The following is a 25,523-nucleotide window of genomic DNA, read 5'->3' as shown; positions in this document are numbered from 1 at the left end:
TCCATGAGCGCCTTTGGGGCCGACAAGTTCACGACCCGTAGCCGCGAGGCGATCGAGGCTGCCCAGCTCGCCGCGACGACGGCGGGCAACACCAGCGTCGAGCCGATCCACCTTCTCGTCGCGCTGCTGCTGCAGACCGAGGGGATCGCGTCGAGCCTGGTCGCGAAGTCCGGCGTCGACGCGTCGGCGCTGGTGCATGCAGCGTCGGCGGTTCGCGACGGCTTGCCCCGCGCGAGCGGTGCCACCGTCCAGCAGCCCGCTGCGTCGCCCGCGCTGACCCGGGTCCTGGCGTCCGGCCTGGACCTCGCGCAGTCGATGAAGGACGAGTACGTCGCGTCCGAGCACCTGCTGATCGCCCTCGCCACCGTCGAGTCGAGCGCGAAGACCGTGCTGACCGACGCGGGCCTGACGGCCGGGGGGCTCCAGGAGTCGCTGACGGCCGTCCGGGGCAACCGCCGGGTCACGTCGCAGGACGCCGAGTCGACGTACGAGGCGCTCGAGAAGTACTCCGTCGACCTCACCTCGGCCGCCGAGGACGGGAAGCTGGACCCGGTGATCGGCCGGGACGCCGAGATCCGTCGTGTCATCCAGGTGCTGTCGCGTCGTACCAAGAACAACCCGGTGCTCATCGGCGAGCCCGGGGTCGGCAAGACCGCGGTGGTCGAGGGTCTCGCGCAGCGGGTGGTCGACGGCGACGTCCCCGACTCCCTCAAGGGCCGTCGGGTGCTCTCGCTCGACCTGGCCGCGATGGTCGCCGGCGCGAAGTACCGCGGCGAGTTCGAGGAACGGCTCAAGGCCGTCCTGGAGGAGATCAAGGACGCCGGCGGGCAGATCATCACGTTCATCGACGAGCTCCACACCGTTGTCGGTGCCGGCGCGGGCGGTGACTCCGCGATGGACGCGGGCAACATGCTCAAGCCGATGCTGGCGCGCGGCGAGCTGCACATGATCGGTGCGACCACGCTCGACGAGTACCGCGAGCGGATCGAGAAGGACCCCGCGCTGGAGCGCCGCTTCCAGCAGGTGTTCGTGGGGGAGCCGAGCGTCGAGGACACCATCCAGATCCTGCGCGGCATCCAGGAGAAGTACGAAGCGCACCACGGTGTGCGGATCACCGATGCCGCCCTGGTGGCCGCGGCGACCCTGTCCGACCGCTACATCACCGGACGCCAGCTGCCCGACAAGGCGATCGACCTGATCGACGAGGCCGCGTCGCGGCTGCGGATGGAGATCGAGTCGTCGCCCGAGGAGATCGACCAGCTGCGACGCCAGGTCGACCGGTTGCGGATGGAGGAGTTCGCCCTCGCCAAGGAGTCCGACGACGCGTCACGCGACCGGCTGGAGACCCTGCGCGCCGACCTCGCCGACAAGGAGGAGGCGCTGCGCGGCCTGGACGCCCGGTGGGAGCGGGAGAAGGCGTCCCTGGAGGGCGAGGGCGAGCTGCGTCGCCAGCTCGACCAGCTGCGCAGCGAGGCCGACCGCAAGCTGCGCGAGGGCGACCTCGCCGGTGCCAGCGAGATCCAGTACGGCCAGATCCCTGCACTGGAGGCTCAGATCAGGGCCGTCGAGGCCAGCGAGGGTGCCACGGACGGGGCTGCCGACCCGGCTGCCGGCAAGGAGGAGAAGCTCGTCGGTGACGAGGTCGGCGCCCCGCAGATCGCCGAGGTGGTCGAGGCCTGGACCGGCATCCCGACAGGACGGCTGCTGCAGGGCGAGACCGCCAAGCTGCTCGAGATGGAGCAGGTCATCGGTGCGCGCCTGATCGGCCAGCGCGGCGCCGTGGGTGCCGTCAGCGACGCCGTACGACGGTCCCGGGCCGGGATCTCCGACCCCAACCGGCCGACCGGCTCGTTCCTGTTCCTGGGCCCGACCGGCGTCGGCAAGACCGAGCTCGCCAAGTCGCTGGCCGACTTCCTCTTCGACGACGAGCGGGCGATCGTCCGCATCGACATGAGCGAGTACTCCGAGAAGCACTCGGTGTCGCGCCTGGTCGGTGCGCCTCCCGGCTACGTCGGGTACGACGAGGGCGGCCAGCTCACCGAGGCCGTCCGCCGCCGTCCCTATGCGGTCGTGCTGCTCGACGAGGTCGAGAAGGCGCACCCCGAGGTGTTCAACATCCTGCTGCAGGTGCTCGACGACGGTCGACTGACCGACGGGCAGGGCCGGACGGTGGACTTCCGCAACACGATCCTGATCCTGACGTCCAACCTCGGCTCGCAGTACCTCGTGGACCCCACCCTGGATCCCGAGGCGCAGCGGGAGGGCGTGATGGCGACGGTGCGCCAGGCCTTCAAGCCCGAGTTCCTCAACCGGCTCGACGAGATCGTCACCTTCGATGCGCTGACCCGCGACGACCTGGCGACGATCGTCGAGCTGCAGCTGCGGTTGCTGGAGAACCGGCTGGCCGGACGGCGGATCACGCTCGAGGTCACCCCGGCCGCCCGGGAGTGGCTGGCGGACGTCGGCTACGACCCGGCGTACGGCGCCCGGCCGCTGCGCCGGCTCATCCAGTCCGCGCTCGGCGACCCGCTCGCGCGGCTGCTCATCGGCGGTCAGGTCGTCGACGGTGGCGCGGTGACGGTGGACCGGGGCGAGGACGGACTGGTCGTCAAGGGCTGAGGGGCCGTCTGATGGAATGGGCGGCATGAGCCAGGAACAGCCACGACCGGGACACGCGACGCTCGCGGGTTCGCTGATCATCGGCGGCTCGATCATCGTCGTGCTGTCCGCGTGGGAGCGGATCTCGACGCTGCACACGCTCGAGGCCCAGGAGGAGCTGCAGCGGGTCCTCGCGGACCCGCCGATGAGCGGCCTGGGCCTGACTGCGGACAGCCTCGCCTCCCTGATCCAGGTCCTGTGCCTGATCGGTGCGGGATCGGCTGCGGCGGCCGCGATCCTGGGCTTCCAGGTCTTCAAGCGCTCCACCAGTGCCCGGCTCGCGCTCACGCTGCTGGCGCCGCTGCTGCTGGTCGGCGGCATGGCCACGGCCGGATTCCTCGCACCGATGGTGGTGTTCGGCATCGTCCTGCTGTGGCTGCGGCCGACGCGCGACTGGTACGCCGGTCGGCCGTGGGTGCAGGCCTACGAGGCACGCCGGGCCGAGAAGCTCGGTCTCCGCCCACCGGGGCCGGCCGCGGAGTGGCCCCCTCCGGTCGCACCGGTCGCACCGGCGGCACCGGCGGCACCGGAGGGAGCGGCAACGCCGGCCGATGCTCCGGCCGCGGCAACGTCCGCACCCGCCCACCGGCCCGCCGTCGTACGACGGACCCGGCCGCAGGCGCTGGTCGCTGCCTGCGCGCTCACGTGGATCAGCTGCTCGCTGGTGCTGCTGGGGATCGGCCTGATGATGGCCGTGCTGCCCTCGCAGGCCGAGGACTTCTTCGCCGAGGTCACCCGCGAACAGCCCAAGATGGTCGAGACCTACCAGCTCACCGAGAACAGCCTGCTGGCCGCGATGTACGTCGTGCTCGTCGGGTTCGCCCTGTGGGCGGTGGCCGCGATCGTGCTCGCCGGACTCGCCTTCATCGGCCAGAACTGGGCCCGGATCATCCTCGTCATCTCCGCGGTGACCGGCGCCCTGCTGCTCGTCGTGATGGCCATCGGTGCCTGGCCCCTGCTCGCCCTGGTGGGTGTCTTCGGCGCGACTGCGTGGATGCTGCTGCGACCCGAAGTGGGTCGCTGGTACCAGCGCTGACGGTTCAGGCGCGCAGGTCAGCGGCCTGGAGGCGGCGCACCGCCTCGGCGATCACCTCGGGGCGCTTGCAGAACGCCCAGCGGACCAGGTGCCGTCCGGCGCCGGGTGCGTCGGGCTCGTCGTAGAAGACCTCGGACGGGATCGCGACGACGCCCGCCCGTTCCGGCAGGGCGCGGCAGAAGTCACCGCCGCTCGCCCAGCCGAGGGCGCTGACGTCGGTGGTGGCGAAGTACGTCCCCTCCGGTGTGTACGACGTCAGGCCGGCCCCGCTCAGACCGGCGACGAGCTCGTCGCGGCGCGCCTGCAGGTCGGCCCGGAGTCGCGCCGGGAAGTCGGAGGGGCTGTCGAGCGCCGCCGCGACGGCCGGCTGCAGGGGCGCGCCCGAGGTGTAGGTCAGCCACTGCTTGGCGGCGGTCACCGCCGCGACGAGGTGGGCCGGTCCGGTCGCCCAGCCGACCTTCCAGCCGGTGACGGACCAGGACTTGCCCGCGCTCGAGAGGGTCAGGGTCCGCTCGGCCATGCCGGGCAGGGTCGCGAGCGGCACGTGGACCCGGTCGTCGAAGGTCAGGTGCTCGTAGACCTCGTCGGTCACCACGGTCAGGTCGTACGCCTGGGCCACCCGGGCCACGGCGGCCAGCTCGTCGGCGTCGAGGACGCGGCCGGTGGGGTTGTGGGGCGTGTTCAGCAGGATCAGCCGGGTGCGCGGGGTGACCGCGGCCTCCAGCTCGGCCGGGTCGAGGCGGAAGTCGGGCGCGCGCAGGGTGACGGGTCGTCGTACTCCTCCGGCGAAGGCGATCATCGCGGTGTAGGAGTCGTAATAGGGCTCCAGGACGATCACCTCGTCGCCCGGGTCGACCAGTCCGAGCAGGGCGCCCGCGATCGCCTCGGTGCATCCCGTCGTCACGACGACCTGGGTGTCGGGATCCAGCTCGATGCCGTAGTGCCGCTGCTGGTGGCGGGCGATGGCCTGGCGGAGGGCGGGGACGCCGATACCGGGGGCGTACTGGTTGGCGCCGCCGCGGAGCGCGTCGACGGCCGCACCGATCAGCTCGGGCGGTCCGTCGGTGTCGGGGAACCCTTGGCCGAGGTTGACTGCTCCCGTGCGGATGGCGAGCGCCGACATCTCGGCGAAGATCGTCTCGCCCATCGCGGCGACACGGGCGGCGACGTGGCGGGCGGCTGGGTGCGGGGGACCGGGCACCCTTCGACCCTAAGGGGTGCGGGGACGTCCTAGGCTCAGGACCGTGACGACCACGGACACCGCCCTCGCCGCCGACATCGACGCCACCTGCCGCCTCACGGGTGAGTTCACCCTCCGCTCGGGCCAGGTCAGCAACGAGTACTTCGACAAGTACCTCTTCGAGGCCGACCCGGGGCTGCTCGCCCGGGTGGCCCGCGAGGTCGCCCAACTGCTCCCCGGTGACGCCGACCTGCTCGGCGGACTGGAGATGGGTGGCATCCCGATCGCCACCGCCGTCAGCCAGCTGGTCGGCATCCCGGTGGTCTTCGTCCGCAAGGAGGCCAAGAAGTACGGCACCGCCAAGCTCGCCGAAGGCCCCGACGTCGACGGCAAGCGGATCGTGCTGATCGAGGACGTCATCACCACGGGCGGCGCGGTCCGCGACGCGACGAACGCGCTGCGCGAGCGCGGCGCGGTCGTCGAGACCGTCGTGTGCGCCATCGACCGGAGCCCGGGCGACGACAACCCGCTGGACGACGTGGCGCTCGAGCTGCGCGCCGTACTGACCAAGGTCGAGCTCGACGCGGCCAGGGCGGCTGCCCGGGCCTGAGGCCTACTCCGCGGGCTGGGCGCCCGCGATGTTGACCAGCCAGTCGACGCCGTACTTGTCGGACAGCATGCCGAAGGTGTCGCCCCACGGTGCCTGGGCGAGTGCCTCGTGCACGGTCGCGCCGTCCGTCAGGCCCTCCCACCACGCGCGGAGGGTGGCCTCGTCCTCAGCAGGTCCGCTGAGGCTGACCTGCTGGGTCTGCGGCTCGCCGGGGACGTGGTTCGGGTGGTCGGCGCCCATCAGCAGCACCGAGTCCGACACGGTCAGGGCCGAGTGCATGACCCAGTTGACCTCGTCCTCGGCGACGCCCATCGCGGTGCCGCCCATGTCGGCGAAGGTCATCACGGTGAGCTCGCCGCCGAAGACGGACTGGTAGAACTCCATCGCCTCGCGGGCCTGGCCGCGCCAGTTGATGTAGGGGTTGAGGTTGATCGCCACGATGTGCTCCTCGGTGAGGTGGAAGTCGGGTGGAACGGTTGTCCCGAACCTAACGACCGGCACCGACAGCCGGAGTCATCGCTCTTCGGCGACCGGCGCTTCCGTCGCTGGGGCGAGCACTTTCTTGCCCTTGGCACCGGGGCGCTTGTGCCGCCACCACTCCCAGGCCAGCGGCACCGCGGAGAACGCCAGGATGGCGAAGGTGACGTAGTCGATGTTCTCGCCCAGCGCCGGGATGGCCGCGCCGAGGAAGTACCCCAGCAGGGTGATCGAGACGACCCAGAGCACGGCTCCGATGGCGCTCCACACGAAGAAGCGGCGACGCTCCATCTGGGTGACGCCGGCGACGACGGTGATGTAGGTCCGCACGAACGGGACGAACCGCCCGATGACCAACGCCTTGTTGCCGTGCTTCTCGAAGAACGCGCTGGTGTTGTCGAAGTACTTCTTCTTCAGGATCTTGCCGTCGCGGTGGTAGAGCGGCGGCCCCAGCTTGCGCCCGATCTCGTAGCCGGCGACGTTGCCCGCGAACGCCGCCACGGTGAGCAGGACCATCGCGATGACCAGCTCGGTCGCCTCGTGCTCGATGCCGACGACGGAGTAGCCGGTGGTGTTGCTGCCGGCGATGAAGAGCCCGAGCGCGAAGAGCAGCGTGTCACCGGGGAGGAACGGGAAGAACAGCCCGCACTCGACGAAGACGATCCCGATCGCGATCCAGATGAAGGCGGCACCGTACTCGTGCTGGAGCCACTCAGGATCCAGCCACTTGATGCCCAACAGCATCGGCACGACGAAAGGGGTCGCGACCAGCGAGTTCACGGCGCAACGGTACCGGCCGGGTCCCAACCCCGTGGGCAATAGGGTGCAGTTCGTGGACGCGGATGCGGAGGGCCCCGAGGAGCGCCGGGCGCCGTACGACCCGATGCCACACGGCCAGCCCGAGGTCGGCGTCGGTCCCTGGGCGGGCCCGTGGCCCGAAGGCCCCGGTTCCGAGGTGTACGACGACGCGCTGCTGCGGGACGGGGATCGACGCAATGTCGTCGACCGCTACCGGTACTGGAGCCTCGAGGCGATCCGTGCCGACCTCGACCAGCGTCGCCACGGCTTCCACGTCGCCATCGAGAACTGGCAGCACGACTTCAACATCGGCACGATCGTCCGCTCGGCGAACGCGTTCCTCGCGGCCGAGGTCCACATCGTCGGCAACCGGCGGTGGAACAAGCGCGGCGCGATGGTCACCGACCGCTACCAGCACGTCCGCCACCACGCCACGGTCGAGGACCTCGCCGAGTACCTCTCGTCGTACGACGGCGCGGCCGGGCGTCCGGTGCCGTTGTTCGGCGTCGACAACCTGCCCGGCTCCGACCATCTCGAGACCATGGAGATCCCCGACCGGGTCTGCTTCCTGTTCGGGCAGGAGGGGCCAGGGCTCTCCGAGTCTGCGCGCGAGGCGTGCGACGCGACCTTCTCGATCGCGCAGTTCGGTTCGACCCGTTCGATCAACGCGTCGGCGGCGGCCGCGATCGCGATGCACGCGTGGGTGCGCCAGCACGCCGACCTGGGCAGCGTCGAGGCCTGGCGCGGTTAGGCAGTCCCGGCTTCCGCGAGCAGACCCCTCAGCGTCTCGAGCCCGCGCGAGCAGTGGCTCTTCACCGTCCCCTCGGCGATGCCCAGCTCGCTGGCGGTCTCGGCGACCGACAGTCCCAGCCAGTGCCGCAGCAACACCGTGGCCCGTTGCTGGGCGGGCAGCGTCTGAAGGGCGGACACGAGGGAGGCGTGGTCCTCGGTGGAGGTCGGTGCAGGGGCGACGCTCTCGGGAAGCACCTCCGTCGCCCGCTCCCGCCGGGACGGACGACGTGAGTCGTCGATCGCCGCGTTCAGCAGGATCTTGCGGACGTAGGCGTCCTCGCGCCCGCCGCGCACCACGCGTGGCCAGGCGACGTACAGCTTGATCAGCGCGTTCTGCACCAGGTCGTCGGCCTTGTACCAGTCGCCGCACATGCCGTAGGCGATCCGGCGCAGCTGGTCGCGCCTGCTCGCAGCGAACTCGACGTAGGCGAGCTCCCGGTCCTCGCGCCTCATCGCAGGCCCTCGCTGCCGCCGGACTCGTTCTCTGCGTACGAGTGCATCGTGTGGGTGCGGAACTGCTGGAGGGTGGTGATCTGGTCGTCGCGCCGGTAGGAGATCGCCTCGGCCTTGCCGCCGCCGATCGACCGGACGGCGAGGTAGAAGGTGGCGCCGTCCAGGCGAGCCTCCACCAGGGCGGTCGGGGTGCCTGCAGGTGCGAAGTTCGCACCGAGGTCAGGGTCCGGCACCTGCTTGACGATCTCCAGCCCGAAGAGCACGGGAGTGACATGTGAGCCGCGGTCGAACCGAAGCCACTGGTCGTCCTCGATGTCCGGGCCGACCAGCTGGACCTCGGCCCACTCACGCAACGTCAGGCCCTGCGCTGGCAGCGGGAAGGAGGAAGCGCCATCCGGTTGCAGGTAGACGTAGTACTCCGCGGCGCGGAGCCGCACGTGGTAGATCTCGGCCTCCTGGCCGTCGCTTGCAGTGAAGGCGTCTCGCTCGATGACCTCGGCCGCGGGGTTGATGGCCGGCTCACCGTCGGTGCCGGTGACCACCGGCTCGACCTCCTCCTCAGGGCCCGCTCCGCTGGTCGCCGTGGGCGTCGGTGTCGGTGTCGGCTCGACCGCCACCGAGCTGCTCTCGGACCTGCCGTCGGCGCCCGGGACGACCAGCCACGCGGTGCCCCCGGCGACCAGCACCGCAGCCAGGGCGGCCCCGCCTGCGGCGATCCGGCGGCGTCGTACCACGGTGCGGCCGGAGGCCACGGTGCTCGCGATGTCGAAGCCGGGCTCCGGCGCCGTGGCGAGCTCGCTCGCCAGTCTGTCGATCAAGTCCTGCACGGTTGCCTCCGATGGGTGCGCAGCGGTCACTCAACGAGGGATACGCAACGCACTGCCGATCGGTTGCCACGGTAGGTTGGCCAGTGAGAAGTGACCACCACCACGTCCGCACCGGATCGCGCGCAGGAGCCAGCCAGCATGCCCATCGCAACTCCCGAGAAGTACGCCGAGATGCTCGACGCCGCCAAGGCAGGCGCCTTCGCCTTCCCGGCCATCAACGTCTCGTCGTCCCAGACGCTCAACGCTGCCCTCAAGGGGTTCGCGGACGCGGGCGCCGACGGCATCATCCAGGTCTCGACCGGTGGCGCGGAGTACCTCTCCGGCCCGTCGGTGAAGAACATGGTCAGTGGCTCGGTCGCCTTCGCCGCGTACGCCGCCGAGGTCGCGAAGAACTACCCCGTGAACATCGCGCTGCACACCGACCACTGCCCCAAGGACAAGCTGGACGGCTTCGTGCGCCCGCTGCTGGCCCTGTCGGCCGAACGGGTCGCCCGGGGTGAGGCGCCGCTGTTCCAGTCGCACATGTGGGACGGCTCCGCCGTACCGATGGACGAGAACCTGGTCATCGCCGAAGAGCTGCTGGCTCTCTCGGTCGCCGCGAAGATCATCCTCGAGATCGAGGTGGGTGTCGTCGGTGGCGAGGAGGACGGCGTCGTCGGCGCCATCGACGAGAAGCTCTACACGACCGCGGCTGACGCGCTGCAGACCGTTGCTGCGCTGGGAATCGGCGAGAAGGGCCGCTACATGACGGCCCTCACCTTCGGCAACGTGCACGGCGTCTACAAGCCGGGCGGCGTGCAGCTGCGCCCGGAGATCCTGCGCGACGCGCAGGCGGCGGTCGTCTCCGAGCTCGGCCTGCCCGAGGGCTCGAAGCCGTTCGACCTGGTCTTCCACGGTGGGTCCGGCTCCTCGGCCGAGGAGATCGCCGCGGCGGTCGACTACGGCGTGGTGAAGATGAACGTCGACACCGACACGCAGTACGCCTTCACCCGCCCGGCTGCCGAGCACATGTTCCGCAACTACGACGGCGTCCTGAAGGTCGACGGCGAGGTCGGCGACAAGAAGGCCTACGACCCGCGCGCCTGGGGCAAGGCCGCCGAGGCCGGCATGGCTGCCCGGGTCGTCGAGGCCGCGGAGAACCTGCGGTCGGCCGGCAAGACCGTCGGCTAGTCCGGTGGTCCAGCCTGTCCCGACCCTCCCGACCGCCGCCGACGTCGACCGGGCGGCCGAGCTGCTGGCGCCAGTCATCCCGACCACGCCACTGCAGCGCGCCGACCGGCTCTCCGCCCTGACCGGGCTGGAGGTCTGGCTCAAGCGCGAGGACCTGACCCCCGTCCGGTCCTACAAGGCGCGCGGTGCCTACACCGTCCTCGCCGGACTGTCGGAGGAGGAGCGAGCGCGCGGCGTGACCTGCGCCAGCGCCGGCAACCACGCTCAGGGCGTCGCCTTTGCCTGCGCCCGGGCCGGCGTGCACGCCACGATCTTCCTGCCGCGCACCACCCCGCGCCAGAAGCGCGACCGGGTGGCCGCGCTCGGCGGTGACCAGGTCGAGGTCGTCATCGCCGGTGAGGCGTACGACGACGCCGCGGTCGCTGCTGCCGACTTCGCTGCTGCGTCCGGGGCGACCGTCATCCCCGCCTTCGACCACCCCGGGATCATTGCCGGGCAGGCCACGGTGGCGGCCGAGATCCTGGCCCAGTCAGCTGCGCACGGCTGGACTCCCGACGCCCTGGTGCTGCCAGTCGGCGGCGCCGGCCTGATCGCCGGTTGCCTGACGGTGCTCGCCGAACGCCTGCCGGGCGTCGCCGTCGTGGCCGCGGAGCCGTCGGGCGCGACGTCGCTGGCGGCTGCGCTGGAGGCCGGTGGCCCGGTCGAGCTGGAGTCCGTCGACCCCTTCGTCGACGGAGCTTCAGTACGACGCGTGGGGGACCTGACCTACGCGGCCGTTGCCGGTGCGCGGTCGGCCGTGAACCTGTCGGTGATCGCGGTGCCCGAGGGGCTGATCTGCGTCGAGATGCTCGACCTCTACCAGGTGGACGGCATCATCGCGGAGCCTGCGGGAGCGCTCGCTCCGGCTGCCCTTCGCCTGCCCGAGCTCTCCGGCGCCCTGGCGCCCGGCAGCAAGGTCGTCGTGGTCGTCTCCGGCGGCAACAACGACGTCTCGCGCTACGCCGACATCGTGGAACGAGCGCTGATCCACGAGGGCCTCAAGCACTACTTCCTGATCGAGTTCCCCCAGGAGCCCGGTGCACTGCGCCGCTTCCTCGACGAGGTGCTCGGTCCCGACGACGACATCACGCTGTTCGAGTACACCAAGCGCAACAACCGGGAGACCGGTCCGGCGCTGGTGGGCATCGAGATGCAGCACGCCGACGACCTCACCGGGCTGCTCGCCCGGATGGAGGAGTCGCGACTGCGGGTCGAGAAGGTCCCGCCGGACAGCCCCCTCTTCGGCTTCGTGAGCTAGAAGTCGGCCTTCGGGCGCGCGAAGCACAGCACTGCGGCCAGGCCGATCAGGATCACTGCTGGCGCGATGAGCATCGACTGCCCCATCGCGGTCGCGAACGGATCGAGGGCCTGGGGCGGGAGGGCGGTGCCGCCGGCTGTGCCTTCGGGAGCCTTCGACGGGTCGAAGGTCAGCCCGTTGGCGGCGAGCCTGCTGTCCATGAACAGCGCGATCGCGGCCGCGCCGAGAACGGCGCCGACCTGGCGGGTGGCGTTGTAGACACCGGACCCGGCGCCCGCCATCTGCATCGGCAGGTTGCGGGTGGCGGTGGCTCCCAGTGGAGCCCAGATCGCAGCACTGCCGGCACCCATCAGGCCCATGGGCAGCGCGAGCTCCCACACGGCGGAGTCGGGCGTCAGGACGGCCGAGAGCCAGACCAGGCTGATGCCGACGGTGGCGAAGCCGACGCTGCAGAGGTAGCGGGGGTGCACGCGGTCGGTCAGCTTGCCCACCGGCGGAGCCAGCACGATCGAGAGCAGCGCCATCGGGACCATCAACAGGGCCGACTCGGTGGGGGAGTAGCCCCGCACCAGCTGGGCGTAGAGCATCAGCGGGAAGCCGAGCGCGGTGAACGTGAAGCTGATGGCACTGATCGCGATGTTGGCCAGTGAGTAGTTGCGATCGCGGAACAGGCTGAGCGGGACCAACGGCTCCTGCTTGTTGAAGTGCTGCCAGAGGACGAACAGCACCAGCACCACGATGCCGCCCACGATCAGCAGGGGCACGGTCACGAAGCCGGTGACCTTGCCCCAGTCGTACTGGTGGCCCTCCTGGATGCCGAACACCAGCAGGAACATGCCGATGCCGCTCAGCACGACGCCCAGCCAGTCGAACTTGTGCTGGTGGGTCGGCAGGGAGGGCACGTTGCGCAGCGCGAGGGCGATGCCGATGATCCCCACGGGGATGTTGATGAAGAAGATCCACTCCCACGAGAGCGCATCGACCAGCAGGCCACCGACCAGCGGCCCGACGAGCAACGCCACACCGGCCGTCGCGCCCCACAGCGCCATGGCCTGGCCGCGCCGCTCGGCCGGGAAGATCCGCGTGATGATGGCCATCGTCTGCGGGGTGATCATGCTGGCGCCGAAGCCCTGGACGACCCGGGCGATGATCAGCCCTTCGATCGTCGAGGTCAGTCCGCACCACAGGCTGGCGAGCGTGAACACGACCATGCCGATGAGATAGAGATTCTTCGGGCCGAACCGGTCGCCCAGCCGACCGGTGATCATCACCGGGACGGCGTACGCCAGCAGGTAGGCGCTGGTCACCCAGACGACGCTGTTCACCTCCGCGTGGAGGTCCTCGATGATGGCCGGCGTCGCGACCGTGACGATGGTCGTGTCGACCATGATCATGAAGAACCCGAGGACCAGGGCCCACAGGGCCGGCCACGGATTGATCTCGTCGGGGGTGTCGGTCGACGCCGTGGGAGTCGGGGCTTCGCTCTGGGTCACGGGACGAGTCAACACCCGATCGCCGACATCCGTTCCCCCTGTGACCACAATGGCTCCATGAGCCTCACTCCCGGTGCCGACCTGATGGCCGGCCCCCCGCCCACGCACCTTCCCGTCGACCCCGCGGCCGAGCTGCTCGCCGCGGGCGAGGCGCCCGCTGCCGTCGTACGACGCCTGCCGGCCTCGCCGCTCGCCTGGGCGACCTTCGCCGAGCAGGCCCGTGACCAGGGTGCCGATGACGTGACCGTCTACGCCTACTCCCGCGTCGGCTACCACCGCTCGCTCGACATGCTGCGCCGCAACGGCTGGAAGGGGAACGGCCCGGTGCCGTGGGAGCACGAGCCCAACCGCGGCTTCCTGCGCTCGCTGGCCCTGCTCGCCCTCGCCGCCCGCGCGATCGGTGAGACCGAGGAGTGGGAGCGCTGCTCCGCCTTCCTGCGTGACTCGAGCCCGACGGCGGCCGACGTCCTGCTCTGATCCCCTCGCGCGTCGTACCTGACGAAACGGTCGTGAAATCGGCCGTTTGACGACAGAATCGTCAGGTACGACGGTCGGGTCGATGAGGAGAGTGGCGGACGCCGTGGACATTGCTCCCAAGGCTGCTTGGTGCACGCACTGCGGTGCGCCCATGAAGGGGCACCAGCACTGCTCCAACTGTGGGCAGCCGGCCCCGCAGGGAGCCGGGGACGGATCGCCGACCTCCTCCATGACCGTCATGGCTGCGCCCACCCCGCCGCCGCCGGTTCCACCGCCGGCGAACTTCCCGCCTAACCTCCCGCCAAGGCAGTCACCAACGCCGCCCCCCTTCATGCCGCCGCCCACGTCACGCAGTCGCGCGCCCCTGGTCCTGGGCATCGTGGTGGCCGCGGCACTCCTCCTCGTGGCAGTGGGAGTCGGCGCCTACCTGGTCGGCACCAGCGGCTCGGACGACACGGACACCGGCGCGCAGGACAGGGACTCGACGGCGACCTCGGACCCCACCACGACCTCGAGCACGTCGCCGACCCAGCAGTCGGTGCCGCTCCCGCCGCTGGATCTCATCGACACCACGAGCGACGCGCTCCTGCGCGGACAGGGTCCGGAGACCAGCCCTGAGGGCGATCTGTTGCAGGTCCAGGTCTACCCGCAGCAGGAGGGGACGCCCGGCTGGGTCATCGTGGAGTTCGTCGGCGCCGCTTCGCCGCCCGTCGGTGTCATCGTGCAGTTCGACGTGAACGGTGACGACAATCCCGACTTCGTCTCCTGGCGTCACGTGACCACCGGCGCGACCGGATCCGGCGCGGTCGACGGTTGGGGCCACGGTCGCGACATCCTCGACGGCTCCCAGACCGACGATCCCCGGTTCCCGGGTGACTACTCCGCAGCTCCCCGGGACGGCCTCGCCTTCCCCTTCCGGTTCCGGGAGGGCGACAGCCCCGTCGACAAGGTCAGCGTCAACGTGCAGATGGTCAGCGATGCGGAGTTCTACGACTACGTCCCGGGCCGCCACGTGTGGTCCCCGGTCGTCGACATCGCGACGCAGTGAAGGATCGCTTCGGCGCGTGGGCAGTGGTCGCTGGCCTCGGTGCAGCGAGTCTCGGGTTGGTCTCCTGCAGCGCGGGCGACCCGGACCTGTCTGCGCCGACCAGCTCGCCCAGCTCGTCCACGCCGGCCAGCTCGCCCAGTTCGGTGGAGCCGACGGCGACCCCGTCGAGCACCGCGCCCACCGAGCCGGCGCACGTCGTCGCCATCTCCGTCGACGGCCTGGCCGTTGAAGCGCTCCTCGAGCTGGGCACGAAGGAGACGCCGCACCTGCATCGGCTCCTCGACGAGGGGGCCTCGACCCTGAACGCCCGCACCGCCTACGAGAAGAACGTCACCCTCCCCAATCACGTCGGCATGGTGACGGGACGCCGGATCGACGCCGCCGGAGGTGGCCATGGCGTGACCTGGAACGGCAACCCCGTCGGGGACACGGTGCAGGCCGCTGCGGGCGAGAAGGTCGCGTCGATCTTCTCCGTCGCGCATCGTCACCACCTGACGACGGCGTTGTTCGCAGGCAAGACCAAGTTCGACATCATGCGGGACTCGTGGCCGCGGTCGATCGACGACTTCGAGGTGCGCAAGCCCCAAGGCCGCCTGGTCGCCGACGCCATTGCCCATCTCGTGTCCGCACAGCCCAACCTGACGTTCCTGCACCTTGCCGGTCCCGACGCGGCCGGGCACCGGACCGGAGGCATGGGCGTGGCGTATCTCGATGCAGTTCGCGAGATCGACCGACTCGTCGGCAAGGTCGTCGCGGCGATCGAACACACGCCCGCACTCGACGGCACGACCACGGTGATCCTCACCGCCGACCACGGATTCGCGGCCGGCACCCGCGACCACGGGGCCCCGGTGCCCGCGAACTACACGATCCCGTTCGTGGTCTGGGGACCGGACGTGGCGGCGGGAGACCTCTACGCGAGCAACCCGCAACGTCGTGACCCGGGCACCGGGCGGCCGTCGTACGACGGAGCGCAGCCGATCCGGAACCTGGACCTCGCCGACGCGGCGATGCACGTGCTCGGCCTGCCGTCGGTCCCGCCCGATGCAGGTCCACCCGACCTGCGCTGGTGACTCACGGCGTGAGCAGCGCGCGCACCTTCTCCGGCCCGAGCGCCATGAACAGCGTGGGCAGGCGCGGGCCGCGCTCGGCAGCGACCAGGAGCTCGTACAGCAGCTTGAAGAACGCCTTCTGGTCCGTCTTCACCTCGTCGGTGGGCGGGTCGTCCAGGGCCAGTCCGCGTGCCAGCTTCGGGACGCCGTAGATCAGGGTGGTCAGCTCGTCGGCGTCCGCGAACGAGTCGGGCAGCCGGTCGAGCAGCTGGCCGAGCCACAGCGTCTCGTCCTCGGAGAGTGCGGCCAGGCGCTCGGTGTCGGCGGACTCGCGCACGACAGTGCGGTCCTCGGGGTCGACGTAGGCCGTGATCCAGGTGGCCGCCTTCGACAGCCGCGGTTCGAGGTCCGCCTCGCTCGCACCGACGGTGCGCGCGGTGATCTCACGCGATCCCGCGGTCACGTCGGCGACCGAGGACAGCATCCGGAACGGTACGACGACGGCAGGCGTCGGCAGCGCGCCGGCGGTCGAGGTCGCGGACGCGCGCTCCCAGGCGAGCACCGCGGCGTCGCGCTTCTCGGGGATGGCTGCCTTCTTGGTCAGCGCGTCCCACTCGTCGTACAGGCGCAGGACCTCCTGGCCGAAGTCGACGTTGAACGCCTGCTTGGGCTGACGGCGGACGTAGAGCCAGCGCAGGATCGGCGCCTCGAGGATGCGCAGGGCTTCCTCGGCGGTCGGCACGCCGCCCTTGGACGAGGACATCTTCGGCATGCCGGCGACGCCGACGAACGAGTAGCCGACGAACGACGGGGCGGTGCCGCCGAAGATCGGGCCGACGATCTCCTTGCCGACCGTGTACGACGACCCGGGGCTCGCGTGGTCGACGCCACCGGGCTCGAAGTGGACACCCTCGAAGGTCCAGCGCATCGGCCAGTCGACCTTCCAGACCAGCTTGCCCTCGTTCTGCGTGGCGACGTTGGTGACGTAGGAGTCGCCGCACACGTCGCAGGTGTAGGCCAGGTCCGTCGTGTCGTCGTCGTACGACGTGAGGGTGACGGTGTCGCGGCCGCAACCGCGGCAGTAGGGCTTGTAGGGGAACCGGGCCAGGTCCTCGGTCGCGCCGTGGCCGGAGTCCTCCTCCGCGGTCGACTCCTCTTCGCCCTCGACCGGCTCGGCAGCCTTCTTGGTCCGGAACCGCGCCATCACGGTCTCGATCTCGCCGCGCTTCGCGATGGCGGTGAGGACCTGCTCGCGGTAGGTGCCGGCGGCGTACAGCTCGGTCTGGTCGACCTCGACCATCTCGCAACCGAGGTCCTTGAGTGCAGCGCGCAGCGGCGCCTTGAAGCGCTCGGCCCAGTTCGGGAACTCGCCGGTCGGGTCCGGGACAGCGGACAGCGGCTTGCCGATGTGCTCGCTCCACGACGGGTCGACGCCCGCCGGGACCTTGCGGAACCGGTCGTAGTCGTCCCAGCTGTGCAGGTGGCGCACGGTGATGCCGCGACGCCGGATCTCCTCGGCGACGAAGTGCACGGTGAGGAACTCGCGCAGGTTGCCCAGGTGGATGGGGCCGGAGGGGCTGATCCCGGACGCGCAGGTGACGACGTCGGGCAGGGTGCCTCCGTTGACCGCCTCTGCGTGCCGGAGCGCCAGGTCGGCGGTCCGGGTCACCCAGTCGCTGGGCTGATGCGTGCGACCCTGGTTGCCGCCTGACTCGTCGTCTTGGTTGCGCTGTCCTCGTGCCACGGCGCGAAGCCTAGTTGGACCGAGCGTCCGGCTCCGATTCGTCCCGACCGGGCGCCGGTCTTTACCTCCGGGACCGGCTCCCCCAGGGTCGGCCGCTGCTAGCATCGAAGCTGTCGACAGGGGGCTCCACGTGGTCGGTCAACGACCCGGTCCGGGTCCGATCCGCCAACGGGCACCACGCCGCGCGCCCCCGCTGACGTCCGAGCTGAAGTCCGGCGACACCGCTGGAACTGCCACGGGAACAAGCACGGCCAGCGACGTCCACGCCCTGCAGCGTCAGATCGGCAACCGTCGCGTGGCAGCAGGCGTAGCATCCGTGCAGCGCAAGCGGAAGTCGTCCGTGCGGGTCGCGGACGGGACCGACATGATGGCGGCCATCGCCGTCGACGACATCCTGTCGCACCGGGGTGGGCGCGAGCGGGTGGCCGACCTGAGCGCGAAGGACCACGCTGCCGGTGAGGCACTCTGGGAGAGCCTTCACGGCCGTAGCCCCGATGGGAACGGGCTTCCTCCTGTCGGTCGGCTCACGCACTTCCAGGCTGCCGCTCCGGTGCTGAAGGCGTTGTTGCTTCGTGCCCACGTGGCGGCCGGCGGCCAGCTCGACCAGGCCGCGCATGCCCAGCAGCTGCTCATGAAGACAGGCACGGTCCTCGAGTCCGCGGTCGTCGACGCCGCCACTGCCGACGTCGGTCGGGCGGCCGAGCTGCAGTCACCGAAGGCGAAGGTGGAGCGTCAGCGACTGATCGCCCTGGCGACCGACGGACTCGCGGTCTTCGCGACCGCGGACAAGTTCCTGGGCACGGCGGACGTCGAGGGTGCCACTAAGAAGTCGCGCGACTCCCGGATCAAGGTTCTCGAAGGCATCATCGCCCTCTGCAAGACCGACGACTATCCGTCGTACTCGAAGATGGTCGAGGACCTCGACAAGCAGCTGGCGCGCACGGATCCAGACCGCATGCTGGGCGCGAGCGCCACGGTGCTCGAACACGTCAAGAAGGCCGCGGACTTCACCACGCAGTCCCTGACCCTGCTCGCCATGGGACTGCAGAAGGTCTTCTCGATGCGTGGCATGGCCCAACAGGCCGCCGTGCTCGGCCGGGCAGTCGAGGGCTTGTCGAAGTTCTCGAGCGCCTTCGCTGCCCTCGACCTGATCCACGGCACCCTGGTGCTGCTCGACGACAATGCGACGGCCAGCCAGAAGATCGAGGGTGGGCTGGAGGTCGCCAGCGGTGGGGTGGGACTGATCGCCGCCGGCGCGGAGGCCGTCGGGGCAGAAGCCGTTGCGGGTGCTGCGGGTGCCGCGGCTGCACCGCTGGCAGGCGCTGCCATCACCTACAAGAGCTACAAGGCGCTCGCCGAGTACGGCTACACAGCGGTCGTCGGCGGTCTCTCCGCCGTCGAGGTCACCGACGAGATCGAGGGCATGAAGCGGATCGGCGGGCTCAAGGAGAAGGGCCTGGACCACGCCGCGTCGCGCGTGACGGAAGCCCGTTTGCGGGTGGAGGCGCTCATGGAGCGGGGAGAAGGTGGCCCGGGTGGCGGCGTCCAGCACGCCCTTGGCAAGCGCACGGTCCTGCTCCAGAACGCCATCCACGACATGGCCCGGCACTGGAACGGGCTCGGTCTCGCGGAGATCAGGCGCTACCAGCCGGTGATCGACCCGGTGGAGTGGGCGAACGCGATGGACGCGCAGGCCGAGGCCTTCATGGTGGTCGACATGGCTCGTTCCTGGGAGGGCGCCTTGGTCAACGTCATGGTCAACCGGGACGCCATCATCAACGAGGTCATGCACAACACGATGAAGAACTAGGTGCCTGAGGCGTCGTTCCCAGACTCGCTCACCGGCACGACCATGGCGTACGCCGACGGCAGCACGCGCCACGACCGGCTCCGCACCGGGCCGTCGATCTCGCCGTCGCTGTTGCAGGTGAACTCGCACCCCGTGACCCGGACCGTGCGGCCGCGGACGATCTGGACGTCGGCGTGCTCCTCGTGGCGCCCGAACGGCAGCCGCAGCGCGTAGCCGAGGCGCGACAGGGTGCCGACCGGGGTGGCGATGAGGACGTCGACCAGGCCGTCGAACGGATGGGCGTCGGGCGTCAGCTCGGTGCCGCCGCCGACGGAGGCGCCGTTGCCGAGGGCCACCATCAGCACCTGGTGGTCGACGTCGACCACGACCTCGCCGTCGACCTCCACGCGGACCCGGAGGGTGGGCGGGTTCAGGGCCGTCTGCAGCGCGCCGATCGGGTAGCCGATCCTGCCCAGGTTGACCTTGCCGATGCCGACGGAGCCGAGCCGGCTCTTCCACCGGGCCCCCTTCTCCCCGGCCTCGGCGCCTGCGCCGAGGTGCACGCCGTTGACCGTGACCGCGTCTCGTTCGTCGACGACCAGGTCCACGGCCCGGGTCGCGCCGGCGAGGACGAGTTCAGCTGCTTCCTCCGGGTCCAGCGGGATGCCGAGGGTGCGCGCGAAGTCGTTCCCCGTGCCCAGCGGGACCAGTCCGAGCACTCGGCCGGTGAGCTCGTTGCGGCGGTGGAGCGCGGCCACGACGGCGTGGATGCTGCCGTCGCCGCCGACCACGACCAGCCGCCGGTCACCGAGGTCGCCGAGGCCGTCGAGCACCGTGTCGAGCTCGTCCGGCGACGAGGTCGCGTGCACCTCGACGGTCGTCGCGCCACGGAGCACGCCGAGGGCAGTCTCCAGCGCCTCGTCGTCCGCCGTGCCGGCGTCGGCGTTGGTGATCACCACGATCGAGTCGGTCACCCGATCAGCCTAGGGTTGCGCCCATGGGGACGAGTCGCCGGTGGACCGCGCGTGAACTGATCGACCTGGTGCTCGACGACGGCAGCTACGAGTCGTGGGACTCCGCCGTCGACATCTCCGGCCACCCCGAGGCCTACCAGGACGCCCTCCGGGCTGCCGCCGAGAAGGCCGGCACCGACGAGTCCGTCCTGACCGGCCGGGGGACTGTCCGGGGACGTCCGATCGCCTTCGTCGTGAACGAGTTCGGGTTCCTGGCCGGCTCGATCGGCATCGCCGCTGCCACCCGGATCGCGGCCGCCGTACGACGGGCAACGGCCGAAGGCCTTCCCGTGGTGGCCAGTACGGCGTCCGGTGGCACCCGGATGCAGGAGGGCACCCGGGCGTTCGTCCAGATGGTCGAGATCTCCCGTGCGTTGATGGAGCACCGGGCCGCGGGACTGCCGTACATGGTGCACCTGCGACACCCGACGACCGGCGGCGTCTACGCGTCGTGGGGATCGCTGGGCCACGTCACCGTCGCCGAACCGGGCGCACTGGTGGGGTTCCTGGGCCCGAAGGTCTACGAAGCGCTCAACGGCGAACCGTTCCCCGAGGGGATCCAGGTCGCCGAGAACCTCGCTGCGAAGGGGATCATCGACGCCGTCGTACCGGCCGAGGACCTGCCGGCGCTGGTCGACCACGCGCTCGGTGTCCTCGTGGACCCGGCCACCGCTGCCGGGCTCGAACGCCGTACGCCGATCGCACTCGGCACCACCTCCGACCGGACGGTCTGGGAGGACATCGTGGCCACCCGGGCCGATGGCCGGGTGGGGGTCCGCGACCTGCTCCGGTACGGCGCCGCCGGCACCTTGCGCCTGCGGGGCACCGACGAGGGGGAGCGGGACGACTCGGTCCTGATCGCACTGACCCGTCTCGACGGGCAGCCGTGCGTGCTGGTCGGGCAGGACAGGTCTCGGCAGTCGGCCTCGACGCCGATGGGTCCTGGTGCCCTGCGCGAGGCGCTGCGGGCGATGAACCTCGCCGAGGAGCTCGGCCTCCCGCTGGTCACCGTCATCGACACCCCCGGCGCGGAGCTGTCGGCAGAAGCCGAGGAAGGTGCCATCGCGGGGGAGATCGCCCGCTGCATCGCCCGGCTGGTGACGATGACCGTGCCGACGGTGTCGGTGATCCTCGGTCAGGGCTGCGGCGGCGGGGCGCTCGCGCTGCTCCCGGCCCGCACCGTGCTGGCCACCGAGCGCGGCTGGCTGTCACCGCTGCCGCCGGAGGGTGCGAGCGTGATCGTGCACGGCGACACCAGCCGTGCGGCGGAGATGGCCGCCGAGCAGAAGGTGGGTGCGCTCGACCTGCTCGCGTCCGGCGACGTGCACGCCGTCATCCCCGAGCGGGACGACGACACCCCGGAGGCCCTGGCGCGCGCCGTGGCCGCCGAGGTCGCGGCCCGCCTCGGCTGACGAGCCCGACCTCGGCATGCCCTGCACCCGTATGGACAGGCGCCCATCGGGTACTGCCGCCTCATGTACATCGGACTAGGAATTGTGTTGCTCGTGGTCGGACTGATCCTTGCCCTGGACGTCATCACCGCTGACATCAAGTACGTCAACGAGGACGCCCTGGGCACGATCCTGATCGTGGCCGGACTGGTCGCGATCGTGTTGTCGCTCATCTACGCGCCGCCGTGGCGGCGCGGCACCTTCGTGGGTCGGGGTGAGGACCCCCGGATCGACCCCAGGATCTGACGAGGGGACGCTAGCTGACGATCATGTCCTCGGACGACCAGAAGGCGCGCATGCTCAGGATCTTGCCGTCGTCGTCGAACGTCATCACGTCGACCGGGGCGAGCGTGTAGGACTGGTCGCCGACCTTGGTGACGAGCTCGAACGCGAAGGCGGCCTCGTTGCCGGCAACCCGCGCGTGGATCATCCGCGCCTCCTGCTCGAGCCCGTCGAGGGCGCCGTAGAACTCCGCGATCGACTCGCGGGTGGTGCGCACCTCCGTGCCGACCGGGTCCTCGACGGTGGCGCCGTCGGCGTACAGGGCGACGACCTCGGCGGAGGTGCCGTTCGCGACGAGGTCGACGTAGTTCTGGACGGTCTCGAGGATGGTTTCCCTGCTGGCAGCCACTTGCTTCTCCTTGGCACATCGAAAGTAGAACGTGTTCTTGTTTGTGAAATCTAGCGCGTCCGCCTCGGTTTGGTAACGTGTCGCCGCAAGAGCCCCGGTCCTTGCCGGGGCTTCTTGCATGTCAGGACCACCAGCACCACCACCACAAGAACAAGTGGCGCGTTGAGCAGCCGTCTCGGGACGGAGGGACTCCGTCCCGAGCGAAGGAGAACCAAATGCCTGCGATCGTGATCGTCGGAGCCCAGTGGGGCGACGAGGGCAAGGGCAAGGCGACCGACCACCTGGGCAGCCAGGTCGACTACGTCGTCAAGTTCAACGGCGGCAACAACGCCGGCCACACCGTCGTCATCGGCGACGAGAAGTACGCCCTCCACCTGCTGCCGTCCGGCATCCTCACCGCCGGTTGCACGCCGGTGATCGGCAACGGCGTCGTCGTCGACATCGACGTGCTGTTCCACGAGATCGACGGCCTCGAGGCTCGCGGCATCGACACGTCGAAGCTCAAGCTCAGCGCCAACGCGCACGTCATCGCCGACTACAACCGTCAGGTCGACAAGGTCGCCGAGCGCTTCCTCGGCAGCCGCAAGATCGGCACCACCGGCCGCGGCATCGGTCCGACGTACGCCGACAAGATGAACCGGATCGGCATCCGGGTCCAGGACCTCTTCGACGAGAAGATCCTGACCCAGAAGGTCGAGGGCGCCCTCGAGCTCAAGGGCCAGATCCTCACCAAGATCTACAACCGCCGCGCACCCTCGGTCGAGCAGACCGTCGAGGAGCTGCGCAGCCACGCGGAGCGGCTGGCGCCGTACGTCTGCGACACGACGCTGCTGCTGGGCCAGGCCCTCGACCGCGGCGAGGTCGTGCTGCTCGAGGCCGGCCAGGCCACGCTGCTCGACGTCGACCACGGCACCTACCCGTTCGTGACCTCGAGCAGCGCCACCTCCGGCGGCGCGTGCACGGGCTCGGGCATCCCGCCGACCCGGATCGACCAGGTCATCGCGATCGTCAAGGCCTACACCACGCGCGTCGGCGAGGGCCCGTTCCCGACCGAGCTCAACGACGACAAGGGGGAGTTCCTGCGCAAGCAGGGCTTCGAGTTCGGTACGACGACCGGCCGCCCGCGTCGCTGCGGCTGGTACGACACCGTCATCGCCCGCTACGCCGCACGGGTCAACGGCGTCACCGACTTCGTGCTCACCAAGCTCGACGTCCTCACCGGCCTCGACGTGGTGCCGGTCTGTGTCGCCTACGACGTCGACGGGGTCCGTCACGAGGAGATGCCGGTCAACCAGACCGACTTCCACCACGCCGTCCCGATCTACGAGAACCTCCCCGGCTGGTCCGAGGACCTCACCGGCTGCCGCACCTTCGAGGACCTCCCGAAGGCCGCGCAGGACTACGTCGAGTACGTCGAGGCGCGCTCCGGCGGCCGGATCTCGGTCATCGGCGTCGGCCCCGAGCGCGAGCAGGCGATCGTTCGGCACCCGCTGCGCTGAGTCCTGGTCAGAGGATCCCGGCCGAACCCGTCTGCGATCGCCGTAACGGGGGACTGTCCCTTCAGAGCCCGCGTGGCCCCTGAGGAGGTCCGGTGACGAAACGACCCACCGTGGTGATCGTCGACGACTCCGCAGAGCTACGCCTGATCGTGCGGTCGCGGCTGAACGCCTCCGGACTGTTCGACGTCGTCGGAGAGGGTGCCGACGGGGGAGCGGCGATGCTCCTCGCCCACGAGCACACGCCCACGTTGATGTTGCTGGACACCTCGATGCCCGTGATGGACGGGCTCGAGGCACTGCCGTTGGTGCTGGCGGTGTCGCCGGAGACCAAGGTGATCGTCTACACCGGCTTCGACGAGCGGGGGCTGGCCGACCGCGCCCGTGAGCTCGGCGCCACCGACTTCATCGAGAAGTCGACGCCGATCGACCGGCTGTCCGGACTGCTGTGGCAGCACGTCGGGCAGGCCGCCCCGGTCGGGCGCGAGCCTGCCGTCGGAGGCCTCCGGCTGGCTGACGACGTGGACGAGTCGGGTGCGCGTGACCAGGCGGCGCTCGACGAGCACCTCGAGCGCTATCGGGAGGTCTTCCACCAGGCAGCCATCGGCATGGCCACGTTGACGCTCAACGGCAGCATCGTGCGGGCCAATGCCGAGCTCTCCGGGATGGTCGGTGTCGCCGCGGAGGACCTGGTCGGCCTGGACTACGGCGTCCTCACCCGGCAGCACGGGGACCAGCTCGACGATGCGCTGTCCCGGATCTCCGACCAGGGCCAGGAGCTCGCCACCTTCGAGCACCCGCTGGTCTCCGAGGAGGGAGCCCACACCCTGCGGGTGAGCCTCGCGCCGATCCGAGACTCGCGTGGGCAGCCGCTCTACGTCTTCGCCCAGGTGCAGGACATCACTTCCGAGGTGGAGCTGCGCCGCAGCGAGGAGATGTTCCGCCTCCTGGTGACCACCGTGACCGACTACGCGATCTACATGCTCGACACCGAGGGGCGGGTCGCGACCTGGAACGCCGGCGCGCAGCGGATCAAGGGCTACCCGGAGCGGGAGATCCTGGGTCGGCACTACCGCGTGTTCTATCCGGAAGCCGACCGAGCGTCGAGGTACCCGGAGCGCAACCTCGAGCTGGCGCTGCTCAATGGCGTCTACGCCGAGGAGGGCTGGCGGGTGCGGCGCGACGGGAGCCAGTTCTGGGCGAGCGTGGTCATCACTGCGGTGTACGACGACGCGGGCCGGCACCGTGGGTTCGCGAAGGTCACCCGCGACCAGACCCAGGAGCGCATCCATGAGGAGCAGCACCGTCGCGCGATCGAGCAGCAGGCGCACCTGATGGCCATCACGGCGCACGAGTTGCGCACGCCGACTGCGGTCGTGGAGGGATCGGTGTCGATCCTCCGGGACCGGGGCGACGACCTCGACGCCGACGAGCGGACCCAGCTCCTGGAGGCGATGGCGAGCAGCGCGCATCGCCTGCAACGGTTGGTGCACGACCTCAGCAGCGCCTCGGACCTGCGCTCGGACGCGCTCTCGCTCCAGCCGGAGCGGGTCTCGCTCCGCAACACCCTGGGGCGGGCCGCGGATCGTGCCCGGGCCGTGCACCCGGCGGCACGGATCGTGGTCGACATCGGACAGGACGTGGAGCTCTCGGTCGATCCGGCTCGCATCGGCCAGGCGCTCGACAACCTCCTGGAGAACGCCGTCCGGCACGGTCGCGCACCGGTCCTGGTCTGCGGCGAGCCCACGGCCACCGGCGCGCGGGTGCTGGTCTCGGACGACGGCGCGGGCGTCGACCGACGGCTGGTCGAGAACCTCTTCGAGCGGTTCGCGCATGCCGGTCCGACCGCTGGCACCGGTCTCGGCCTGCACCTGGTGCGCGAGATCGCCCGCAGCCACGGGGGCGACGTGGCCTACCTGCCGCCCGACGGGTCCCGGCGCTCGACCTTCGTGCTGGACCTGCCCCACCGGCCGCGGGTGCCCGGCGTGTGACCAGTCGGTGTGCGACCGGCTGGGCAGAGCCGGTCGAGAC

Annotated in this window: 23 protein-coding genes; 14 read left to right on the top strand and 9 right to left on the bottom strand. The window is 70.4% G+C overall.

Features of this window, described 5'->3' with window-relative positions:
• Positions 1-3: 3 nt before the first annotated feature.
• A complete protein-coding gene (gene clpB, locus ASD84_RS09035) occupies positions 4-2,619 on the top strand; it encodes an ATP-dependent chaperone ClpB (RefSeq protein WP_056709276.1) in 2,616 nt (871 codons plus the stop codon).
• 25 nt (positions 2,620-2,644) lie between these two features.
• A complete protein-coding gene (locus ASD84_RS09030; protein ID WP_156391701.1) occupies positions 2,645-3,694 on the top strand; it encodes a hypothetical protein in 1,050 nt (349 codons plus the stop codon).
• Positions 3,695-3,698: 4 nt separating this feature from the next.
• On the opposite strand, the gene ASD84_RS09025 is transcribed toward ASD84_RS09030, so the two are convergent.
• A complete protein-coding gene (locus ASD84_RS09025) occupies positions 3,699-4,895 on the bottom strand; it encodes a pyridoxal phosphate-dependent aminotransferase (protein ID WP_268788464.1) in 1,197 nt (398 codons plus the stop codon).
• 43 nt (positions 4,896-4,938) lie between these two features.
• On the opposite strand from ASD84_RS09025, the gene pyrE reads away from it, so the two are divergent.
• On the top strand, positions 4,939-5,484 hold the full coding sequence (gene pyrE, locus ASD84_RS09020; protein ID WP_056709264.1) for an orotate phosphoribosyltransferase: 546 nt from the start codon (positions 4,939-4,941) through the stop codon (positions 5,482-5,484).
• Between the two features lie 3 nt (positions 5,485-5,487).
• Here the strand turns inward: pyrE and ASD84_RS09015 are convergent, their stop codons facing one another.
• Both ASD84_RS09015 and ASD84_RS09010 read right to left on the bottom strand, forming a co-directional pair.
• A complete protein-coding gene (locus ASD84_RS09015) occupies positions 5,488-5,922 on the bottom strand; it encodes a VOC family protein (protein ID WP_082573242.1) in 435 nt (144 codons plus the stop codon).
• Between the two features lie 75 nt (positions 5,923-5,997).
• Entirely contained in the window at positions 5,998-6,741 is a 744-nt protein-coding gene (locus tag ASD84_RS09010) for a DedA family protein (RefSeq protein WP_235531041.1), read from the bottom strand.
• 103 nt (positions 6,742-6,844) lie between these two features.
• Here ASD84_RS09010 and ASD84_RS09005 point away from each other — a divergent pair, with 103 nt between their 5' ends.
• Positions 6,845-7,510: a TrmH family RNA methyltransferase gene (locus tag ASD84_RS09005; RefSeq protein WP_056710851.1), complete on the top strand. Its 666-nt coding sequence runs from the start codon at positions 6,845-6,847 to the stop codon at positions 7,508-7,510.
• On the opposite strand, the gene ASD84_RS09000 is transcribed toward ASD84_RS09005, so the two are convergent.
• Together ASD84_RS09000 and ASD84_RS08995 are read right to left on the bottom strand one after the other, a co-directional pair.
• On the bottom strand, positions 7,507-8,004 hold the full coding sequence (locus ASD84_RS09000) for a SigE family RNA polymerase sigma factor (RefSeq protein WP_056709262.1): 498 nt from the start codon (positions 8,002-8,004) through the stop codon (positions 7,507-7,509). The genes ASD84_RS09005 and ASD84_RS09000 overlap by 4 nt on opposite strands.
• The gene (locus ASD84_RS08995; RefSeq protein ID WP_056709261.1) at positions 8,001-8,831 is read right to left on the bottom strand and encodes a hypothetical protein; all 831 of its coding nucleotides are present in this window, start codon (positions 8,829-8,831) and stop codon (positions 8,001-8,003) included. Before ASD84_RS08995 ends, ASD84_RS09000 begins: the two co-directional genes overlap by 4 nt.
• A gap of 138 nt (positions 8,832-8,969) precedes the next feature.
• Between ASD84_RS08995 and fbaA the strand changes: the two genes are divergently transcribed.
• Both fbaA and ilvA read left to right on the top strand, forming a co-directional pair.
• Positions 8,970-10,001: a class II fructose-bisphosphate aldolase gene (gene fbaA, locus ASD84_RS08990; protein ID WP_056709258.1), complete on the top strand. Its 1,032-nt coding sequence runs from the start codon at positions 8,970-8,972 to the stop codon at positions 9,999-10,001.
• 4 nt (positions 10,002-10,005) lie between these two features.
• On the top strand, positions 10,006-11,298 hold the full coding sequence (gene ilvA, locus ASD84_RS08985; RefSeq protein WP_056709256.1) for a threonine ammonia-lyase IlvA: 1,293 nt from the start codon (positions 10,006-10,008) through the stop codon (positions 11,296-11,298).
• Here the strand turns inward: ilvA and ASD84_RS08980 are convergent.
• The gene (locus ASD84_RS08980; protein WP_268788463.1) at positions 11,295-12,791 is read right to left on the bottom strand and encodes a DHA2 family efflux MFS transporter permease subunit; all 1,497 of its coding nucleotides are present in this window, start codon (positions 12,789-12,791) and stop codon (positions 11,295-11,297) included. The two genes, ilvA and ASD84_RS08980, sit on opposite strands and share 4 nt — an antisense overlap.
• Before the next feature lie 57 nt (positions 12,792-12,848).
• On the opposite strand from ASD84_RS08980, the gene ASD84_RS25045 reads away from it, so the two are divergent.
• The 3 genes from ASD84_RS25045 to ASD84_RS08965 all read left to right on the top strand — a co-directional run bounded on the left by ASD84_RS25045 (position 12,849) and on the right by ASD84_RS08965 (position 15,389).
• Entirely contained in the window at positions 12,849-13,268 is a 420-nt protein-coding gene (locus tag ASD84_RS25045) for a DUF3151 domain-containing protein (RefSeq protein ID WP_056709252.1), read from the top strand.
• Positions 13,269-13,599: 331 nt separating this feature from the next.
• Positions 13,600-14,316 carry a hypothetical protein gene (locus tag ASD84_RS08970; protein ID WP_156391698.1) on the top strand — a complete coding sequence of 239 codons (717 nt, stop codon included), beginning with the start codon at positions 13,600-13,602 and terminating at the stop codon, positions 14,314-14,316.
• Positions 14,313-15,389: an alkaline phosphatase family protein gene (locus ASD84_RS08965; RefSeq protein ID WP_056709248.1), complete on the top strand. Its 1,077-nt coding sequence runs from the start codon at positions 14,313-14,315 to the stop codon at positions 15,387-15,389. The genes ASD84_RS08970 and ASD84_RS08965 overlap by 4 nt, the downstream gene beginning before the upstream one ends.
• Position 15,390: 1 nt before the next feature.
• Here the strand turns inward: ASD84_RS08965 and lysS are convergent, their stop codons facing one another.
• Entirely contained in the window at positions 15,391-17,112 is a 1,722-nt protein-coding gene (lysS, locus tag ASD84_RS08960) for a lysine--tRNA ligase (RefSeq protein WP_200954471.1), read from the bottom strand.
• 130 nt (positions 17,113-17,242) lie between these two features.
• Here lysS and ASD84_RS08955 point away from each other — a divergent pair, with 130 nt between their 5' ends.
• Entirely contained in the window at positions 17,243-18,922 is a 1,680-nt protein-coding gene (locus ASD84_RS08955) for a hypothetical protein (RefSeq protein ID WP_056709247.1), read from the top strand.
• Here ASD84_RS08955 and ASD84_RS08950 read toward each other — a convergent pair.
• Complete coding sequence (locus ASD84_RS08950) at positions 18,919-19,875, bottom strand: diacylglycerol/lipid kinase family protein (RefSeq protein ID WP_235531040.1); 957 nt, start codon at positions 19,873-19,875, stop codon at positions 18,919-18,921. The two genes, ASD84_RS08955 and ASD84_RS08950, sit on opposite strands and share 4 nt — an antisense overlap.
• A gap of 23 nt (positions 19,876-19,898) precedes the next feature.
• On the opposite strand from ASD84_RS08950, the gene ASD84_RS08945 reads away from it, so the two are divergent.
• A complete protein-coding gene (locus tag ASD84_RS08945; RefSeq protein WP_056709245.1) occupies positions 19,899-21,326 on the top strand; it encodes a carboxyl transferase domain-containing protein in 1,428 nt (475 codons plus the stop codon).
• 63 nt (positions 21,327-21,389) lie between these two features.
• Entirely contained in the window at positions 21,390-21,611 is a 222-nt protein-coding gene (locus tag ASD84_RS08940) for a hypothetical protein (protein WP_156391696.1), read from the top strand.
• Positions 21,612-21,621: 10 nt separating this feature from the next.
• Here ASD84_RS08940 and ASD84_RS08935 read toward each other — a convergent pair whose 3' ends face one another.
• Positions 21,622-21,996: a nuclear transport factor 2 family protein gene (locus ASD84_RS08935; protein WP_056709241.1), complete on the bottom strand. Its 375-nt coding sequence runs from the start codon at positions 21,994-21,996 to the stop codon at positions 21,622-21,624.
• Positions 21,997-22,211: 215 nt separating this feature from the next.
• Between ASD84_RS08935 and ASD84_RS08930 the strand changes: the two genes are divergently transcribed.
• Positions 22,212-23,495, top strand: a complete 1,284-nt coding sequence (locus ASD84_RS08930; RefSeq protein ID WP_056709239.1) for an adenylosuccinate synthase — start codon at positions 22,212-22,214, stop codon at positions 23,493-23,495.
• Between the two features lie 92 nt (positions 23,496-23,587).
• Positions 23,588-25,483 carry a PAS domain S-box protein gene (locus ASD84_RS08925; protein WP_056709236.1) on the top strand — a complete coding sequence of 632 codons (1,896 nt, stop codon included), beginning with the start codon at positions 23,588-23,590 and terminating at the stop codon, positions 25,481-25,483.
• The last annotated feature ends 40 nt before the right edge of the window (positions 25,484-25,523 follow it).

The organism is Nocardioides sp. Root682 (assembly GCF_001427795.1).
Classification (GTDB): domain Bacteria; phylum Actinomycetota; class Actinomycetes; order Propionibacteriales; family Nocardioidaceae; genus Nocardioides.
This window is presented reverse-complemented; position numbering and strand designations above follow the sequence as displayed.